The organism is Solibacillus sp. GQ1 (assembly GCF_059758555.1).
On sequence record NZ_JCAXEX010000001.1, the window covers coordinates 124,444 to 143,261 of the forward strand.

The 18,818-nt window shown below is 39.5% G+C and carries 20 protein-coding genes; 19 read left to right on the forward strand and 1 reads right to left on the reverse strand.

Translation table 11 applies throughout. From position 1 onward, the window contains the following. Window positions 1-128 precede the first annotated feature (128 nt). On the forward strand, window positions 129-1,733 hold the full coding sequence (pyrG, locus tag AC6CH1_RS00595; RefSeq protein WP_251689872.1) for a CTP synthase: 1,605 nt from the start codon (window positions 129-131) through the stop codon (window positions 1,731-1,733). Window positions 1,734-2,076: 343 nt separating this feature from the next. Here pyrG and AC6CH1_RS00600 read toward each other — a convergent pair whose 3' ends face one another. Further along, on the reverse strand, window positions 2,077-2,649 hold the full coding sequence (locus AC6CH1_RS00600) for a DUF2529 domain-containing protein (RefSeq protein WP_251689871.1): 573 nt from the start codon (window positions 2,647-2,649) through the stop codon (window positions 2,077-2,079). A 279-nt stretch (window positions 2,650-2,928) separates the two neighbouring features. Between AC6CH1_RS00600 and AC6CH1_RS00605 the strand changes: the two genes are divergently transcribed. From AC6CH1_RS00605 to AC6CH1_RS00690, 18 genes are all read left to right on the forward strand, one after another. After that, a complete protein-coding gene (locus tag AC6CH1_RS00605) occupies window positions 2,929-3,300 on the forward strand; it encodes a response regulator (protein ID WP_251689870.1) in 372 nt (123 codons plus the stop codon). Between the two features lie 187 nt (window positions 3,301-3,487). Continuing rightward, a complete protein-coding gene (locus AC6CH1_RS00610; RefSeq protein WP_251689869.1) occupies window positions 3,488-4,342 on the forward strand; it encodes a class II fructose-bisphosphate aldolase in 855 nt (284 codons plus the stop codon). A 220-nt stretch (window positions 4,343-4,562) separates the two neighbouring features. Further along, complete coding sequence (fsa, locus tag AC6CH1_RS00615) at window positions 4,563-5,213, forward strand: fructose-6-phosphate aldolase (protein WP_079524628.1); 651 nt, start codon at window positions 4,563-4,565, stop codon at window positions 5,211-5,213. Window positions 5,214-5,282: 69 nt separating this feature from the next. Continuing rightward, the gene (gene murA, locus AC6CH1_RS00620) at window positions 5,283-6,560 is read left to right on the forward strand and encodes a UDP-N-acetylglucosamine 1-carboxyvinyltransferase (protein ID WP_498315978.1); all 1,278 of its coding nucleotides are present in this window, start codon (window positions 5,283-5,285) and stop codon (window positions 6,558-6,560) included. Between the two features lie 156 nt (window positions 6,561-6,716). Further along, window positions 6,717-7,682 carry a class II fructose-bisphosphatase gene (glpX, locus tag AC6CH1_RS00625; RefSeq protein ID WP_008404484.1) on the forward strand — a complete coding sequence of 322 codons (966 nt, stop codon included), beginning with the start codon at window positions 6,717-6,719 and terminating at the stop codon, window positions 7,680-7,682. Between the two features lie 190 nt (window positions 7,683-7,872). Next, window positions 7,873-9,156, forward strand: a complete 1,284-nt coding sequence (gene rho, locus AC6CH1_RS00630) for a transcription termination factor Rho (RefSeq protein ID WP_251689867.1) — start codon at window positions 7,873-7,875, stop codon at window positions 9,154-9,156. 252 nt (window positions 9,157-9,408) lie between these two features. Next, the gene (rpmE, locus tag AC6CH1_RS00635) at window positions 9,409-9,609 is read left to right on the forward strand and encodes a 50S ribosomal protein L31 (protein ID WP_008404481.1); all 201 of its coding nucleotides are present in this window, start codon (window positions 9,409-9,411) and stop codon (window positions 9,607-9,609) included. A 411-nt stretch (window positions 9,610-10,020) separates the two neighbouring features. Then, window positions 10,021-10,593 (forward strand): thymidine kinase, encoded by a 573-nt coding sequence (locus AC6CH1_RS00640; protein ID WP_251689866.1) that lies wholly within the window; start codon window positions 10,021-10,023, stop codon window positions 10,591-10,593. A gap of 192 nt (window positions 10,594-10,785) precedes the next feature. Continuing rightward, window positions 10,786-11,862 carry a peptide chain release factor 1 gene (prfA, locus tag AC6CH1_RS00645; RefSeq protein ID WP_251689865.1) on the forward strand — a complete coding sequence of 359 codons (1,077 nt, stop codon included), beginning with the start codon at window positions 10,786-10,788 and terminating at the stop codon, window positions 11,860-11,862. Next, the gene (gene prmC, locus AC6CH1_RS00650) at window positions 11,849-12,712 is read left to right on the forward strand and encodes a peptide chain release factor N(5)-glutamine methyltransferase (protein WP_498315981.1); all 864 of its coding nucleotides are present in this window, start codon (window positions 11,849-11,851) and stop codon (window positions 12,710-12,712) included. The genes prfA and prmC overlap by 14 nt, the downstream gene beginning before the upstream one ends. Before the next feature lie 43 nt (window positions 12,713-12,755). After that, window positions 12,756-13,370, forward strand: a complete 615-nt coding sequence (locus AC6CH1_RS00655; protein WP_427711392.1) for a stage II sporulation protein R — start codon at window positions 12,756-12,758, stop codon at window positions 13,368-13,370. A 31-nt stretch (window positions 13,371-13,401) separates the two neighbouring features. Beyond that, window positions 13,402-14,433 (forward strand): L-threonylcarbamoyladenylate synthase, encoded by a 1,032-nt coding sequence (locus AC6CH1_RS00660; protein WP_498315983.1) that lies wholly within the window; start codon window positions 13,402-13,404, stop codon window positions 14,431-14,433. Window positions 14,434-14,545: 112 nt separating this feature from the next. Then, window positions 14,546-15,043 (forward strand): manganese efflux pump, encoded by a 498-nt coding sequence (locus AC6CH1_RS00665; RefSeq protein WP_427711388.1) that lies wholly within the window; start codon window positions 14,546-14,548, stop codon window positions 15,041-15,043. A 10-nt stretch (window positions 15,044-15,053) separates the two neighbouring features. Then, on the forward strand, window positions 15,054-15,512 hold the full coding sequence (locus tag AC6CH1_RS00670; RefSeq protein ID WP_498315985.1) for a low molecular weight protein arginine phosphatase: 459 nt from the start codon (window positions 15,054-15,056) through the stop codon (window positions 15,510-15,512). A gap of 1 nt (window position 15,513) precedes the next feature. Next, window positions 15,514-16,806, forward strand: coding sequence for a methyl-accepting chemotaxis protein (locus tag AC6CH1_RS00675; protein ID WP_498315987.1), 1,293 nt, complete (start codon window positions 15,514-15,516; stop codon window positions 16,804-16,806). Window positions 16,807-17,097: 291 nt separating this feature from the next. Further along, window positions 17,098-17,457: a c-type cytochrome gene (locus AC6CH1_RS00680; RefSeq protein ID WP_498317726.1), complete on the forward strand. Its 360-nt coding sequence runs from the start codon at window positions 17,098-17,100 to the stop codon at window positions 17,455-17,457. Window positions 17,458-17,747: 290 nt separating this feature from the next. Then, a complete protein-coding gene (gene rpiB / locus AC6CH1_RS00685) occupies window positions 17,748-18,188 on the forward strand; it encodes a ribose 5-phosphate isomerase B (RefSeq protein ID WP_008404461.1) in 441 nt (146 codons plus the stop codon). A 14-nt stretch (window positions 18,189-18,202) separates the two neighbouring features. Further along, window positions 18,203-18,757: a TIGR01440 family protein gene (locus tag AC6CH1_RS00690; protein ID WP_498315989.1), complete on the forward strand. Its 555-nt coding sequence runs from the start codon at window positions 18,203-18,205 to the stop codon at window positions 18,755-18,757. Window positions 18,758-18,818: the final 61 nt, after the last annotated feature.

Here is an 18,818-nt window from a genome sequence, read left to right on the forward strand (position 1 = left end):
CCCTGCAAAATAGTGCAGGAGGAGCGTTTTTTATTTTTTCATGCGTTTTTAATTAGAAAAACATTCCCTTGCATTTAGGAAGCAATAGAGTGTTTTTCTAATTTGTTTTAAAAGAAGGAGGAATTTGTATGACAAAGTATATTTTCGTAACAGGTGGGGTAGTTTCATCACTTGGTAAAGGGATTGTAGCAGCATCTTTAGGTCGTCTATTAAAAAATCGTGGATTGGAAGTAACAATTCAAAAATTTGATCCATATTTAAATATTGATCCAGGTACAATGAGTCCATACCAGCATGGTGAAGTATTCGTTACAGATGATGGTGCAGAAGCGGACTTAGACTTAGGTCACTATGAGCGTTTCATCGATATTAATCTTGGTAAACACTCAACTGTTACTTCAGGTAAAGTATATCAATCGGTACTAAATAAAGAGCGCCGCGGTGACTACAATGGTGGTACAGTTCAAGTAATTCCTCACGTAACAAATGAAATTAAAGAACGTGTACAACGTGCTGGCCGTGAAACTTCTGCTGATGTTGTTATTACGGAAATCGGTGGTACAGTAGGTGACTTTGAATCACTTTCATTCCTAGAAGCGATTCGCCAAATGCGCCGTGATTTAGGCCATGAAAATGTAATGTACATCCACTGTACATTAATGCCTTATATTGCAGCTGCTGGTGAAATGAAAACAAAACCGACACAGCACTCTGTTAAAGAGTTGCGTTCATTAGGTATTCAGCCAAATATTATCGTATTACGTACAGAACAACCAGTTCCACAAGACATGAAAGAAAAAATCGCGTTATTCTGTGACGTAAAACCTTCTGATATTATCGAATCACGTGATGCAGAACATTTATATGAAGTGCCATTAAATCTTCATGCACAAGGTTTTGACCAAATCGTTCTTGATCATTTCGGTATTACAGCGCCAAAAGCGGATATGACAGATTGGAAAGAGCTTGTACATTTAGTGAAAAACCTGGAGCACAAAACACGTATCGCTTTAGTAGGTAAATACGTAGAATTGCAAGATGCTTATATTTCAGTTGTAGAAGCGTTAAAACATGCAGGTTATGTATACAATTCAGATATCGCAATCGACTGGATCAATGCTGAGCACGTTACAGCGGAAAATGTTGATGAATTGCTAGGACAAGCAGACGGTATTTTAGTGCCAGGTGGTTTCGGCGACCGTGGTGTTGAAGGAAAAATCGAATCGATCCGTTATGCACGTGAAAACGATGTACCGTTCTTCGGTATTTGCCTAGGTATGCAAATGGCGACTGTAGAATTTGCACGTAATGTTATGGGCTTGGAAGGTGCACACTCAACAGAACTGGACAAAAACACGAAGTATCCGATTATCGATTTCTTACCGGATCAAACAGAAGATACAGATATCGGCGGAACATTACGTCTTGGTCTATATCCATGTAAATTAAAAGAAGGATCTCGTGCACGCGCGGCTTACAATGGTGAAGAATTAGTATACGAACGTCACCGTCACCGTTACGAGTTCAACAATGAATTCCGTGAAGCAATGGAAGCGGAAGGTATGGTATTCTCAGGATTATCTCCTAACAATAAATTAGTAGAAATTGTTGAGTTACCGGAAAAGAAATTCTTTGTGGCTGGCCAGTTCCACCCAGAATTAATTTCACGTCCACAACGTCCACAACCATTATTCCGTGAGTTTGTTGGCGCAGCGTTTAATAATAAAAAATAAAGAATTGGGGCAAAAGTAGCTCCAAAATTAAAAGCAGCTCAATTTTACGATAGTAAAGTTTGAGCTGCTTAATTTGTATACCTACTTTGTATCCGTTGTTCTCCGTTACGGCGGACGCTTTCCTGGGGGCACGAGGCCAACACGATGTTGGTCACAAAAGCGTTGCCACAGGACGTGGCGCTCCTAGCTTTTGTTCCAAGTCTCTCCCACGTGCTTGGCCCCTGGGAGTCGCCGCCTTCACTCCGAACAACTAATTTACCTTCTAATCAAAGAGAGGCACATATAAATTTAAAAATATAAAAGACGACCCCCATACCAGTATGGATTAAGAGTCGTCAATAAATTATGCGAATGGAGACGGATGGCTGTCCATTAATTCGTCGTCCTCTTCATCATCGTCCACGAGCATTTCGTCGAATTCCATCTTAATTGCTTCATAAATATATAAAGCTGCAATAAGATGTGGAAATACGATGCGTTCGCCGAGCTTTGTAGGATGCGGCAAAATGCCACCGCGCACTTTCAATGAAATATACGTATAAGCAAGATCGCTTAACGGATTTTCATCGCCGGCCATTTCACTTGCGACAGCCGCAAATGGGATAAATTCTGCATGCAGTTGCTGAGCAAGTTTTAATGCTTGTTCATCTGTTGCGTGTCGAGTAAAAATAATTACACGGTCAGCAGGCAAAAGTTCAACATTTTCTGTATAGCGTGCAAACTTAGCAAATTTACCTTCACCAAGCTCTGCATTTATTGCAACAGCTTTCATTTCACCAAATGCCGCAAAGTAAATTGTTCCTTGCCCAATTGCTGCCTGTGCCAATAATCTTGCAGTTTCTTCAATAGATTCTTCTTCAGTTTGCTGAATGCGCTGTAGAAGACCTGTTAATTGCGTAGTTAAAATTTTAGACATATTAACACCTCAAAGTTATTATAAAATTGTGCACATAAAAAAGCAAAAGCACAAACTCTCTCGATAAAAGAGGGGAAATCAATTTAGTAATAGAATGTAACTTATATAAAGTGAAACTTCAATCAGTGGGGGGTTCTTGCCCACTGATTGTTAGTTGAACCAATCGGGCATTTATGGGTAGTTGATCTCCCGCCTATCCTTTTCGCCCTTGATAAGTACAGAGGCGGGAGTCTTACTACCCGTTAATCCGGGAAATTATTATTATAATGGGGGATCACATTGAAGGGGATACTAATAGTAGATGATCAGCAGGGAATAAGGATGCTTCTAAATGAAGTATTTAAAAAAGAAGGATTCACAACTTATCTAGCGGCAAATGGATTTGACGCAATAAAAATTGCACAGGAAAATGCTCTCGATTGCGTCCTGCTGGATATGAAAATACCCGGAATGGACGGACTGGAGATTTTAGCCCGTTTGAAAGAAGATCACCCGGAGCTACCTGTAATGATGATGACTGCTTATGTGGAACAGCATATGATGGACAGAGCGAATGAATTAGGTGTGATAAAATACTTTACCAAACCTTTTAATATTTTTGAAGTACGTGATGAAGTTAATAAACTAGTAGAAAAGACTGAAAAAATATAAATGAAACAGGCGAGCAGGCAGTAGCGCATACTGTCTGTTTTTGTTATGATTAATCTAAATGTTTTTGTCAATTCATGTGATTTTGCATGGAATAGACGATGAAAAAAATACTTAAAAAAAGCATTTTGCGCAAACTATGTTTTTCTAGCAGCAAACTATTTATGTATCTTCGAGGAGGATTTTAATAATGGCATTAGTTTCAATGAAAGAAATGTTAATTAAAGCAAAAGCAGAAGGTTATGCAGTAGGTCAATTCAATATTAACAACCTGGAATGGACACAAGCCATTTTACAAGCAGCAGAAGAAGAAAAATCACCGGTAATTCTAGGTGTTTCTGAAGGTGCCGGAAAATATATGGGCGGCTTCATTGCTGTAGTAAAAATGGTTGAAGGCTTAATGGAAAGCTACAAAACAACTGTTCCAGTAGCAATTCATTTAGATCATGGTTCAAGCTTCGATAAATGTAAAGAAGCAATCGATGCTGGTTTCTCTTCTGTTATGATTGACGCTTCACACCATCCATTCGAAGAAAATATTCAAACGACTAAACAAGTTGTGGAGTATGCACATGCAAAAGGTGTATCTGTTGAAGCGGAACTTGGTACTGTAGGCGGCGAGGAAGACGGTGTCATTGGCGGCATTATGTACGCAAACCCACAGGAATGTAAAGCACTAGTTGAAGCTACAGGTATTGACTGTTTAGCTCCAGCATTAGGTTCTGTTCACGGTCCTTACAAAGGCGAACCAAACTTAGGATTTGCCGAAATGGAAGAAATCTCAACGTTAACAGATGTTCCGTTAGTATTACATGGTGGAACTGGTATTCCAACAAAAGATATTCAACGTTCAATTTCTTTAGGTACAGCAAAAATTAATGTCAACACAGAAAACCAAATTTCGGCTACGAAAGTAATCCGTGAATTTTTAGAAAATGATAAGAAAACATATGATCCACGTAAATATTTAGGTCCAGCTCGTGAAGCCATTAAAGCGACAGTAATCGGTAAAATGCGCGAATTCGGCAGCTCTGGAAAAGCTTAATTGATAGAGTGAACCTTCTTTCACGGGAGTCTTCATCTGCCGATACGTTTTCAAGGCAGAAATTCTACCTATTAATGCGGAATAATGAATCCACAAAAGAAAAGTGCACAAAATAAGCGTACTTTTCTTTGTGAACACGTGTTTTTCAACATAAGACATCTCGTTCACAAATTGAGCGAGATGTGTTTTTATAATCAAATGTAAATCGGAGGCTATTATAATGAAATTTTTTATCGATACAGCAAACTTTGACGAAATTAAAGAAGCATACTCTTGGGGGATTCTTTCAGGTGTAACGACAAACCCATCATTAGTTGCAAAAGAATCAGGCGTGAATTTCCACGACCGCTTACGTGAAATTGCTGAGCTGGTAAACGGCTCGGTTTCTGGTGAAGTAATTTCTTTAGATGCTGAAGGAATGATTCGTGAAGGGGAAGAATTGGCTGCGATTCACCCGAATATTACAGTAAAACTTCCAATGACACCGGAAGGATTAAAAGCATGTAAACACTTCTCTGAAAAAGGGATTAAAACGAACGTGACATTAATTTTCTCTGCTAACCAAGCATTGATGGCAGCACGTGCAGGCGCTTCTTATGTATCTCCATTCTTAGGACGTCTAGATGATATTGGTCAAGATGGCGTAGAATTAATCCGTGAAATTGCGGAAATGTTTGCAATCCACGAAATTGACACGGAAATTATTGCCGCATCTATTCGTCATCCGCAACATATTACGCAAGCTGCACTAGCTGGCGCACATATTGCAACAACTCCATACAAAGTTTTACAGCAACTGTTTAATCATCCATTAACAGACAAAGGAATTGAAGGATTTTTAGCGGATTGGGCAAAGCGTGAAGGGAAATAATAAGAATACCTCACAGCAGTTGCAGTCTACTTTACTGTGAAATTTGTCCAATGTAAGGGAGAACACAAAATGGATGTTTATAAAATACAAGGCGGAAATCGTCTAAAAGGTAAAATAACCGTTAGCGGTGCAAAAAATAGCGCAGTTGCTTTAATTCCTGCATCAATTTTGGCTGATTCTTCCGTTACCATTGGAGGAATTCCAGAGATTTCAGATGCATGGACGTTAAAGGCACTACTTGAAGAAATTGGCGGCGAAGTAACATTCGAAAATGGCAAGATGAAGATTGATCCATCAAAAATGGTTGCGATGCCGCTGCCAAACGGCAATGTTAAAAAATTACGTGCTTCCTATTATATGATGGGTGCCATGCTTGGACGTTTTAAACAAGCGGTAATCGGCATGCCAGGCGGATGTTTTTTAGGGCCGCGTCCAATTGATCAACATATTAAAGGTTTTGAAGCTTTAGGAGCAAAAGTAACAAATGAGCACGGTGCCATTTATTTACGCGCAGAAGAACTAATCGGTGCGAAAATTTACCTGGATGTTGCAAGTGTCGGCGCAACAATTAATATTATGCTGGCAGCAGTGCGTGCAAAAGGGAAAACTACAATCGAAAATGCAGCGAAAGAGCCTGAAATTATTGATGTTGCAACACTATTAACCAATATGGGTGCCAACATTAAAGGGGCAGGAACGAGCGTTATTCGTATTGAAGGTGTCGATGAGCTAAAAGGTACAAAACATACAATTATACCGGACCGGATTGAAGCAGCCACATTTATGATTATGGCTGCAGCAATTGGTGATGGTGTACTCATCGATAATGTTATTCCGCTTCACATGGAAGCCGTCACAGCGAAACTTCGCGAAATGGGTGTAACTGTGGAAGAGAATGAGGAAAGCATCTTTATTTCCAAGCAAACGAAACTGCAGGCAATTGATGTGAAAACACTTGTCTACCCAGGATTCCCGACTGATGTTCAACAGCCTTTATCTGTATTAATGACACAGGCAGAAGGTACTTCGATGATTACAGATACGATTTATTCTGCTCGTTTCAAGCATATAGATGAACTGCGACGTATGAGTGCAAAAGCTCGTGTTGAAGGCAATACTGCCATCATTCAAGGACCTGCATCTTTGGAAGGATCCACGGTAACGGCAACAGATTTACGCGCAGGTGCCGCATTAGTATTGGCTGGACTTATCGCAAAAGGTGAAACAGAAATTCACGATATTTACCATATTGAGCGCGGCTATAGTTCGTTAATCGAAAAGCTGTGTGCAATCGGGGCAAATATTCATAAAGAGTCCATTGTCATTAATACAAAGAATAATGCATAAATTTGCTATAATTCGTGATCAGAATCGCGTAACGATGAGAGTATGATAATATATATTTGGGTAATGAAAATATGTTAGTTCATAATACAATTCAAAAAAGCAGTTAATTTAGGCTGTTAAAATCGGTTTTAACCGATTACAGGAGGCAAACACAAAATGGAACGTAGTTTATCAATGGAAGTAGTACGTGTAACAGAAGCAGCAGCGATTGCATCAGCGAAATGGATGGGACGCGGACTTAAAAATGAAGCGGACGACGCAGCAACAACAGCGATGCGTGTTATGTTTGATACAATCCCAATGCATGCGACAGTTGTAATTGGTGAAGGAGAAATGGATGAAGCACCGATGCTTTATATCGGTGAAGAATTAGGGCTTCGAAATGGCGGACCTGAAGTTGATATCGCAGTAGATCCATTAGAAGGTACAAATATCGTAGCAAAAGGTACAAATGGCGCGATGACAGTACTGGCAATTGCAGACCGTGGCAATCTATTAAATGCGCCTGATATGTATATGGATAAAATAGCTGTAGGACCGGAAGCAGCAGGAAAAGTTGATATTAACGCTTCTGTTACGTACAACTTATTGCAAGTGGCAAAGGCAAAAAATAAAGATATTTCCGATGTGGTAGCAACACTTTTAGACCGTCCACGTCATCAGCATATTGTCGATGAAATCCGTGAAGCGGGTGCACGTATTAAATTCATCCAAGACGGTGATGTAGGTGCAGCGATTAACACAGCATTCGATGAAACTGGTATCGATATTATGTTCGGTATGGGTGGTGCCCCAGAAGGCGTTATTGCGGCAGTTGCATTAAAATGTTTAGGTGGCGATTTCCAAGCGAAACTAGTGCCTGAAGATGAAGAACAGCTTGCTCGTTGCGTAAAAATGGGAGTCGACGTAGATAAAGTATTAATGATGGAAGACCTAGTTAAAGGCGATGATGCTATTTTTGCAGCAACAGCTGTAACAGATTCGGAGCTTTTACGCGGTGTTCAATATAAAGGTTCCTATGCACTTACACATTCAGTTGTTATGCGTGCAAAAACAGGAACAGTACGCTTTATCGAAGGACGCCACAGCATTGATAAAAAACCAAAGTATGACCAAATTTAACTTCCCGTATAATGTAAGTAGCCTCAGATAGAAAATGCCCATTTTCAAATTACTTGCACTATAATATAATAAATGCCCAGTGTAAAAACTGGGCATCTTTCAAATAAAGTGTAGTATACTTCTCTTACACAAATTCCTAAACAATAACTTAATTTTTTCAAATTAAATTTTAATAGACTGGAGAAAACGTATGACAGCATTAACAATTGCTCAATTAGAAAGCATGACATTAAAAGAATTATATGCTTTAGCGAAGCAATACAAATTATCAAATGCTAGTAAGCTAAATAAAAAGGAACTAATTTTTGCAATCTTAAAAACCCGCTCTGAACAAGAAGGCTTCTTTTTCATGGAAGGTGTTTTGGAAATTATTCCTACAGACGGCTTCGGATTCCTGCGCCCGATTAACTACTCTCCTTCAAAAGAGGATATTTACATTTCTGCTTCCCAAATTCGTCGCTTCGATTTACGAAATGGTGATAAAGTTTCAGGGAAAGTTCGTCCACCAAAAGAAAATGAACGTTACTATGGCTTATTGCAAGTTGATGCTGTAAATGGCGAGGACCCTGAAGTTGCAAAAGAACGTGTGCATTTCCCTGCATTAACGCCGCTTTACCCGAATCGCCATATCAAATTGGAAACAGTTCCTACAAAACTTTCGACGCGTATTATGGATTTAGTAGCGCCGGTTGGTTTTGGTCAGCGTGGTTTAATTGTTGCGCCGCCAAAAGCCGGTAAAACATCTTTATTAAAAGAAATTGCCAATGCGATTACGACAAACCATCCGGAAGCGGAACTGATCGTACTACTTATCGATGAGCGTCCGGAAGAAGTAACGGATATCGAACGTTCAGTTAATGCAGACGTAGTATCTTCAACGTTTGATGAAGTGCCTGAAAACCATGTAAAAGTAGCGGAAATCGTTTTGGAACGTGCACGACGTCTAGTAGAACAAAAACGCGATGTTATTATTTTAATGGATTCGATTACACGTTTAGCACGTGCCTATAACTTAGTAATCCCGCCAAGTGGCCGTACACTTTCAGGTGGTATTGACCCTGCTGCATTCCACCGTCCGAAACGTTTCTTCGGTTCTGCCCGTAATATCGAAGAGGGCGGCAGTTTAACAATTTTAGCGACTGCTCTTATTGATACAGGCAGCCGTATGGACGAAGTAATTTATGAAGAATTCAAAGGAACGGGTAACCTTGAACTGCACTTAGATCGTAGCTTGGCAGAACGCCGTATTTTCCCGGCAATCGATATCCGCCGTTCAGGTACACGTAAAGAAGAGCTTCTTATTCCGAAAGACCAGCTTGATAAATTATGGGCAATCCGTAAAACATTCAGCGATTCACATGACTTCGGTGAAAAGTTCTTACGCAAAATACGCACAACAAAAACAAACGAAGAATTCTTTGAAAAGCTTGATACAGATATGAAGAAAGCTACGAACGGTAAAGGGTTGTTATAGAATTTTAGAAGATTGACCGGAATGAAAATCAAGTTCTTGATTTAGTGAGGAACTACATACATTCAATTTCGTAAAATAATATAAAATAGTTGCAACCTTTTTTAAAACTTGCTATACTTCTTTAAGTATGAAACGTGCACATATATAGCTGACCTCAACACATTACGTATGTAGTGACATATTCGGGCTATGTAAGGTGCAGTTCGAAAATACTCTGTTCCGGATGGTTCAGGGCGAGAGGAGAAAACGAATATGAAACAAGGTATCCACCCAGATTACAAAGTAGCAACAGTAACTTGCTCTTGTGGTAATTCTTTTGAAACAGGTTCAGTTAAAGAAAAGATCTCAATCGAGTTCTGTAACGAATGTCACCCATTCTATACAGGTCGTCAAAAGTTCGCTTCTGCAGACGGACGTGTAGATCGCTTCAACAAAAAATATGGTATGAAATAATACCTCTGCCCATTTCCGGATTTCCGGAAATGGGTTTTTAATTTTTGTAGAGCATTAATTTTGTTTTATTAGAAGATATTGCGCAGTTATTAAAAAAATTTTGCAGGTTATTAGAAAATCCGAAACGTTTATTTGAAAACCGCAATGCGATATTAGAAAATGTACATATTATATTAGAAGTTCAAACTTATATTAGAAGAAATAAAAATATATTAGAAGAAATTAGAAATCTTTCGCACATGTTTTTCTAAAGAGAAAGATTCTAATAAATAGAGCACCTTTTACAATAGACGAATGACAAAAAACTAGCTAAGATAAAAGAAGTAAAAGTTGACCTTGAGTTAGATACTCAAGGTTTTTTGTTGGTGAAAAAACGAACTTGCAATTTTAATTAGAAATGAGGAAATAGAAATGGCGCAATTATTTTATAAGCATGGGGCGATGAATAGCGGGAAATCGATTGAAATTTTAAAAGTTGCCCACAATTATGAAGAGCAAAATAAAGCGGTACTGATTTTTACTTCAGGAATTGATACACGTGATGAAGTCGGAACAGTTTCAAGCCGAATCGGTTTAAGACGTCCGGCGATTGCGGTGTTTGAAGATACAAACATATATGAAATAGTAGAAAAACACGAAGAAAGATTATATTGTGTACTTGTAGACGAAGTACAATTTTTATCAAAAGAACATGTATTGCAGCTGACTCAAATTGTCGATGAGCTGAACATTCCTGTTATGGGCTTTGGCTTGAAAAATGACTTCCAGAATGAGCTGTTTGAAGGCAGCCGTTATATGACGATATACGCGGATAAAATTGAGGAAATGAAAACTATTTGCTGGTTCTGTCATAAGAAGGCGACGATGAACTTACGAGTAGATGAAAATAAAAAGCCGGTCCGTACAGGTGATCAGATTCAAATTGGGGGTAATGATAGTTATTATCCTGTTTGTCGCAAGTGCCATTCCAATCCGCCACTATAATTTAGAGTGAACGGCACAACCAAATTTAAATATATGAATGCCAATGTGTAAATGATATGAAGAAAGTTCAACATAGATGTAGCAACAACCGTAAAATTTCTTTATACTAGTAAAGGTGCATTTTAACGTGACTCGTGAGAAGACGAGTGAAATACAACTAATAACAAAATAACTTTTAGAGGTGAAATATAGATGTTTGATCGTTTACAGGCGGTTGAAGACCGTTACGAAAGATTAAATGAATTACTAAGCGACCCGGATATCGTCAGCGATTCCAATAAGCTTCGCGAATATTCGAAAGAGCAATCCGATATTCAGGAAATGGTAGAAGTATACCGTGAATACAAATCGGTGAAAGAGCAACTGGCAGATACACGCGAATTAATGGAAATTGAAAAAGATGCAGATATGCTGGAAATGATGAAGGAAGAGTTTAACGATTTAAACAAACAAGTTCCAGAGTTAGAAGATCGTCTGCGTATTTTATTAATCCCTAAAGACCCGAACGATTCGAAAAACGTAATTATGGAGATCCGCGGTGCTGCTGGTGGTGACGAAGCCAATATTTTTGCTGGTGACCTATTCCGTATGTACACACGCTATGCGGAAACGCAAGGCTGGAAAGTGGATGTAATGGAAGCAACACCAAACCCGGCAGGTGGATTTAAAGAAGTAATCTTCATGATCAACGGTCAAGGTGCATATTCAAAATTCAAATATGAAAATGGCGCTCACCGTGTTCAACGTGTACCTGCGACAGAATCACAAGGCCGTATCCATACATCAACTGCTACGGTAGCATGTTTACCGGAAGTACATGTAGAAGATGTAGAAATTCATGAAAAAGATATTCGCGTTGATACATTCGCTTCATCTGGTGCAGGTGGTCAGTCAGTAAATACAACGATGTCTGCTGTTCGTATGACCCACTTACCGACAGGTGTTGTCGTTTCGATGCAAGATGAACGTTCACAAATTAAGAACCGTGAAAAAGCGATGAAAATTTTAGTAGCACGTGTAGCGGATAAACACCGTCAAGAAGCACAGGCTGAAATCGATGCAACACGTAAGACAGCAGTAGGAACAGGCGACCGTTCTGAACGTATCCGTACTTACAACTATCCACAAAACCGCGTAACAGATCACCGAATTGGTTTAACGATTCAAAAACTTGACCAAATCGTTGAAGGTAAGCTGGATGAAATCATCGATGCACTTATTTTAGATGAGCAGGCAACACGCTTATCAAATTTAAATGAAGATGCATAAAACCATTTTTGAGGCCCTGAATGGGGCTTCTTCTTTTTTAGAGGAAAACGGTCGCGAAGGAAATGCCGCACGGATTTTATTGCAGCATATTTTACAGACAAGCTATTCAGGATTAATGATGAAGATGCACGATATTCTACCCGAAGAGCAGCAACAGCAATTTGATGCTTTTATTCAAGAGCATGTGAAAGGGCGTCCTGTACAATATATAACGGGTGTAGAAGAATTTTACGGACGCTCATTTATAGTTGATGAATCGGTACTGATCCCTCGTCCGGAAACGGAAGAACTGATTGTTGGAACGATTGAGCGGATCCGCAAGTTATTCGGAGACAAGCAAAATCTGAAGTTTGCCGACATTGGGACTGGCAGTGGTGCCATTGCCATTACAATGAAAAAGGAATGTCCGCAGCTTGATGTAACAGCAACGGATCTTTCACCTGCAGCACTTGCAACAGCACAAAAAAACGCTGAGCAGCTGCAAGCGGAAATTGAATTTAAGCTAGGCGATTTAACAGAACCGATTGCAAATGAAAAATGGGATGTTGTCCTTTCTAATCCGCCGTATATCGCATATGAGGAAATGGAGGATATGTCCGATGTTGTCGTAGCGCACGAACCTCATCAGGCATTGTTTGCCGATGAAGAAGGACTCTTGCTTTATCGTAAACTAGCAGAAAATTTACCGGCTCTTATGAAGAGGCCGGCATTAATTGGGCTGGAAATCGGTTATACACAAGGAGAAGCCGTAGCGAATTTTTTCAAAAAAAGCTTTCCAAATGCCCATGTATCAGTCATTCAAGATATAAATAAAAAAGAACGTATTGTTTTTTGTGAGATTAGTGAATAAAAAATAGATTCCTTGTAAACAATGTTTGCAAGGGGGAATGATTATGTTACATGATTACGATATTCAAAATGAATCCAATCTATTTTTAGCGATTGCTAAATTACTAATAAGTGTTCTATTTTTATATTGCGCTGCTACGTTTATACCTACTTTCGTAGATGAGGTACGCATTGATCAGGGAGAAAGCAATGACCAGTTAAAGTTCCGTGTTATTGCAAACAGTTCGACAAATGCCGACCAGCTTATCAAATATGAGGTTGTGGAAACAATTCAAACTTATTTGCAAAATACACCTGAATTTTCAGAAGATATCCACAGTGTGGAAAACATGTATCAGGAAATTCAGAAAACTTACCCACAATTAAAAATCGCCTATAAGTTTGGGGATAACTTAATTCCCCCGAAATGGGTGGCTGGTCAGTTTTATCCGCAAAAAGAGTATTATTCTGTTAATTTCATTATTGGACAAGGTCGAGGCGAAAACTGGTTCTGTGCAGTGTTCCCAACGCTTTGTATAGTTAATGAGCCGGTGGAAAATGAACGGCCGCCATTTTTTATTGCTGAATGGTGGGAAAAACATATGGAAAAAAGTGATCCACAAAACACAGAAGAACTTGTAGAAAATGATCCAACTTACTCACAATTTGTGGATAGTTAACTCAAACATTTACAGAAAGGAGGAAAAAGTAATGCACACTTTCCAATTAAATGTGGATGAATTTGTGGATAATTCAGAAAATTATACACAGGCTGTGGATTTATTAAATAACGGCGAAATAGTCGCATTTCCGACAGAAACCGTATATGGCTTAGGTGCTGTTGCGACAAATGAGCTGGCCGTGAAGAAAATATATGCTGCAAAAGGACGACCTTCGGATAATCCCTTGATTGTACATATAGGAACAGTGGAAGAAGTATCGTTATATACAACAAATATTTCGGAAGTTGCCCAAAAATGTATGGATGCTTTTTGGCCTGGTCCATTGACACTTGTCATGCATGCAAAGCCGAATGTTTTAGCGTCAAGTGTTACGGCAGGATTAGATACGGTTGGTATTCGTATGCCCGATCATCCAGTAGCACTGGAACTTCTTCAAACATTAAAGAAACCGTTAGCAGCGCCTAGTGCAAATCGCAGCGGTAAGCCTAGTCCGACAAAAGCCGAACATGTATTTGAAGATTTGCAAAACATTATTCCTTGTATTTTGGATGGAGGAATGACGGGGATCGGACTTGAATCGACCGTTTTGGATGTCACACTGGATACACCCGTTATTTTGCGTCCGGGCGGGGTAACGAAAGAAATGCTCGAAGCGGTAATCGGACCAGTTATTGAGCCAAGTCTGGAACAGCAGAAAATTGAATCGACACCGAAAGCGCCTGGTATGAAATATACCCACTATGCACCGGAAGCTCCCGTCTATTTAATAGACGCAAATAAGGAAGCGATTGAAACGGCTATTGCCGAATTAAAACCGGAACATAAAGTTGCCTTATTGGCTCCGGAAAGCTTTAAAGAAATTAAGGCCGATTATTATTTCTCATTCGGGAATGCAAATGATCTTGAACAAATGAGTGCTTCGCTATATGATGCATTGCGTGCATGCGATAAAACGAATGCCACGATTATTCTAGCGACGGCAACATCAAAAACAGGTGTTGGTACAGCTATTATGAACCGTCTGGAAAAGGCGGCAGGCGGCAAATGGTACGCACTATAAGAATAAAACCACATCTTGCAACATCGGGATGTGGTTTTTGTGTATAAACAAAAGGATATTTCCCGGCCTAAAAGCATAAATTACAACAGCGCTTAGTGGAAGAGGGGAATAGATGCAAGAAGTAGTTGCCGGGATCTTAATGTCGTTCGATGTCGTTGCACTGTATTTAATTGCTACAAATGTTAAGGCAAAATGGTTATTAGCTTTATGGACGGCATTTTTACATATGCTTTTTCCATTACTCGGTTACCGCTTTGGGGAATGGCTTGCCGTCTATTTAACAAACTGGGCATCAGGCCTTTCTACACTGTTATTGTTTTTTGTTGGACTGCAATTACTGCTCTCGAAGAAAGATGAAAGTTTTCCGGCAATGTCTTTACCGATAATTGCGATTTTTGCAAGTGTTGACACCTTTTCAGTTAGCCTTTCTTTTGGTATGCTAAATTTACAAAAATATGTTTTTATTATCAGTGCTGGCCTATCAACATTTATATTGTCATATGCGGCATTGATAATAGCGCAAAAATCACCAATTTTTAAAAATAACGCATTAAAAAAAGTAGCAGGAATCCTCCTGATTATTATGAGTGTAATGCTACTAAAATGGTAAACTAGAGGGTGTGAGGAACATTAATATTTATTTTATTTGTACAGGCAACACATGTAGAAGTCCTATGGCAGCAGCAATTTTACAAGCAAAAAACTATGAGAATATTACTGTGCGTTCAGCAGGTATTTATGCGCACGAAGGCAGTGACATGTCCCTGAACGCAAAGGAAATATTACACAGAAAAAATATTGTGCAATCGCACCGTTCATCTCAATTTACGGTAGAAGATGCACAATGGGCGGATTTAATTTTAACGATGACGACCGCTCATAAAGAAATGGTCATCCGTTTAGTAGAAGAAGCGGCACATAAAACGTTTACGTTAAATGAATATGTTGCGATGGAAACAGGACTTGATATTCAAGATCCATTCGGTGGAAACCTGCAAGTATATGAACAAACATATGAGCAATTGAACGAAACAATTAACAAGCTGGAAACTAAATTGAAGTTGGAGGATAAAATTTAACATGGACTCTCAGAAAAAGATCTTTAGTTTGCGCCGGAAGCTCGTATTGTTTGTCGGGATATTAGCGCTAATTACCTACACTTGCAGTTTTGTATTTATCGAATATTTACACCCAATGTTTTTTGAAACGACTAGCACAAGCGTATTTCAGATTATTACCTATTTATTAGGAATCTTTTGGTCATGTGCATTGGCAGCTGTATTTGGTTTAGTCATTGTTCGCCCTTTACAGCAATTGGAGCGCAGTGCAAACCATGTAGCGGAAGGTAAAATCGGACAAGATGTCGAAATGCCGAAAACAAATGATGAAATCCGCTCTGTAGCAGAGGCATTCCAAACAATGGTGTTTAATTTGCGTAAAATGGTAAACGGCATCGAAGACAATTACAAGTCAACCGATGAAACGATTTTAAAATTGTCGGAAGAAAGTATCTCTGTTACGAACAATGCCGAGCAAATTACAAGCAATATTAGCCAAATTTCATTAGGGGCTGAATCTTCGGCAGTTGCCATTCAAGAAACAGTAGAAGCAATTGAAGAGGTTCGCACATTAGCCGCGGAAGTGAACAATAAAGCACTACATACGGCAAGTCGCTCAAAAAATCTTTTGACAAACTTAACATCTACAACGGATTCGATTCATGGTGTTGTAAACAGTATTAAAAAAATCGCAACCGATAATGAAAATTCATTAGTAAATATTCGCGAGCTGGAAAAAAATGCTGAGCAGATTGAACGGATTATAAGTTTAGTAGGCGATATCGCAGGACAAACAAATTTACTTGCTTTAAACGCATCGATTGAAGCTGCACGAGCAGGTGAGCATGGGAAAGGCTTTGCAGTTGTTGCAGAGGAAGTCCGTGGTTTGGCGGATGAAAGTGCAAGTGCTGTGCAGGGGATTACAACATTGATCCACACGATGCAGCAAAATGTTTCGGTAGTAGTAAAACAGATGAACGAACAAGTATCATTTGCGGTAAATGAATCATCACGTGTTTCTGAAACAACGTCAGCAGTTGAAGGTATGACAAAATCTGTTTATGAAATGGCCGATGATGTTGTCCAAATTTCAGAATTAGTCGCACAGCAAATGAAAAATATTGAACATACGTCACATCAATCACAGGAAGTGGCGGCAATTGCAGAGCAAACTTCTGCAAGCGCACAGGAAGTAACATCCGCTTCACTGGAACAGGCCGAAGCGATCAAGCAAGTAGAAGAACTGGCGAGCAATTTGAAACAACAGTCTGCAGAGCTGTATCGAATGATTCAACAATTCGACCGCACACAGTAGATTGGAATATAGGTTTAAAATACCTGATGGATAAACGGACATGTTTATCTGTTGGGTATTTTTATTTCGTTCGTGAGTGCATTTCAATGAAGTTTTCTAATATAAAGGGAAGATTGTCTAATAACCGTGTTAAAGTTCTAATAATATGTCGATCTTCTAATATCCGAAGCGAATGTTCTTATAAACAATACCAAGCTTCAAAATCATGTACACGTTTCGAAAACAAAAAGCCTGGGTATGGTACACTATTGTTTACAATAATTAGTCCTGGGGGGATTTATATTGAACAAAATGAAGTACTGGCTACTGATGGGTGTAGTCGTAGCTGGTCTTGCTGGATGTGGAGACGCAGAGGATGCGGATACGACAGATTCAGTTGACTCAACACCGGCCGAATCCACTGAATCAACAGGAGGAACGGACTCAGCTGAAACTACAGATGTCTCAGCAGGTGAAAAAGTGGCAAATGCCAGCTGTGTAGGGTGTCATGGCGGAGATTTAACGGGAGCAATGGGGCCGGACTTAACGAAAACTTCTTTATCAAAAGAGGAAATTGTTGATGTCCTAGTCAATGGTAAAGGTGCAATGCCGCCGGGTACAGCAGATGGGGAAGAAGAAGCGGTAGCCGAATATATTTTATCATTACAATAACTGTTGAAGACCTGCTCTAATCTGAGCGGTCTTTTTTATTGGGGACTAATTGCTCAAAAGCCTTTTTAACTTAACAAACTTACGTAAAGCTGAACATTGAAGTAATTTATAATAGAAAAATAAGAGAATAACATCCAAATGTTAACGATAAGGTACGATTATTCACTTAATATTCGTCTTTATGCATGTATTTTGAAAGTTATTCGGAAAAGACGTGTTATTCTTCCGGAATAAATGGTACACTGATGGTGAATATAATAAGTAATAAAATCGAGGCAGGAGGGATCTTCATGAGAATTGCAATTTCTTCAGATCACGGCGGTAATAATTTACGTAAAGAGATTATGTCACTACTTGATGAAATGTCAATCAGTTATGAAGACTTTGGTCCACAAACGGACGAGTCAGTAGATTACCCGGACTATGCACGTCCAGTAGCTGAGAGAGTAGCTGCAGGGGAATTTGACAGAGGAATTTTAATTTGCGGGACTGGAATTGGGATTTCGATTGCTGCAAACAAATTTAAAGGGATTCGTTGTGCACTTGTACATGACGTGTTCTCGGCAAAAGCGACACGTTGTCACAATGACTCAAACGTTTTAGCAATGGGTGAGCGTGTAATCGGTCCAGGGCTGGCACGTGAGATTGTTGCAACTTGGTTGGATACACAGTTTGAAGGTGGTCGTCATATTCGCCGTGTTGAAAAGATAACTGAAATCGAAGAAGGGTAACAGATGGTGATTCAATGACAAACTTACACGATTTGCAAAGAGATTTAGCGCAAGCATTATCCGAATTTGAGCAACAAGTGAAGTTTTCTGAAGGTCAGCTATTTGTCATCGGCTGTTCCACATCGGAAGTGATGGGTGAGAAGATTGGAACAGCTGGTGCATTCGATGTAGCGCAAGTTCTATACAAAGAATTTTCAATATTCGCGCAAAGACATAAAATTCACTTAGTTTTCCAAGGCTGCGAGCATATTAACCGAGCGCTGACACTCGAGGCTGCAGCTGCTAAAATGTACCATTTAGAACCTGTTTCGGTCATTCCGGTCCGTACAGCAGGTGGCTCTATGTCTGCATACGCTTTTACACAAATGGATGAGCCTGTAATTGTGGAAACCATCCAAGCACATTACGGGATTGATATCGGTCAAACATTAATCGGCATGCACTTAAAAGCGGTTGCTGTGCCTTTACGAACATCTGTTAAGCAATTAGGCGATGCAGTCATTACGTTAGCGACAACACGTCCGAAACTTATCGGTGGAGAACGTGCGCAATATACTGTAACACCTTAACGTTACATATATCATTTTGAATTGGAAACTCCGATCTAATCGGAAGTACATTTAGGGGGAT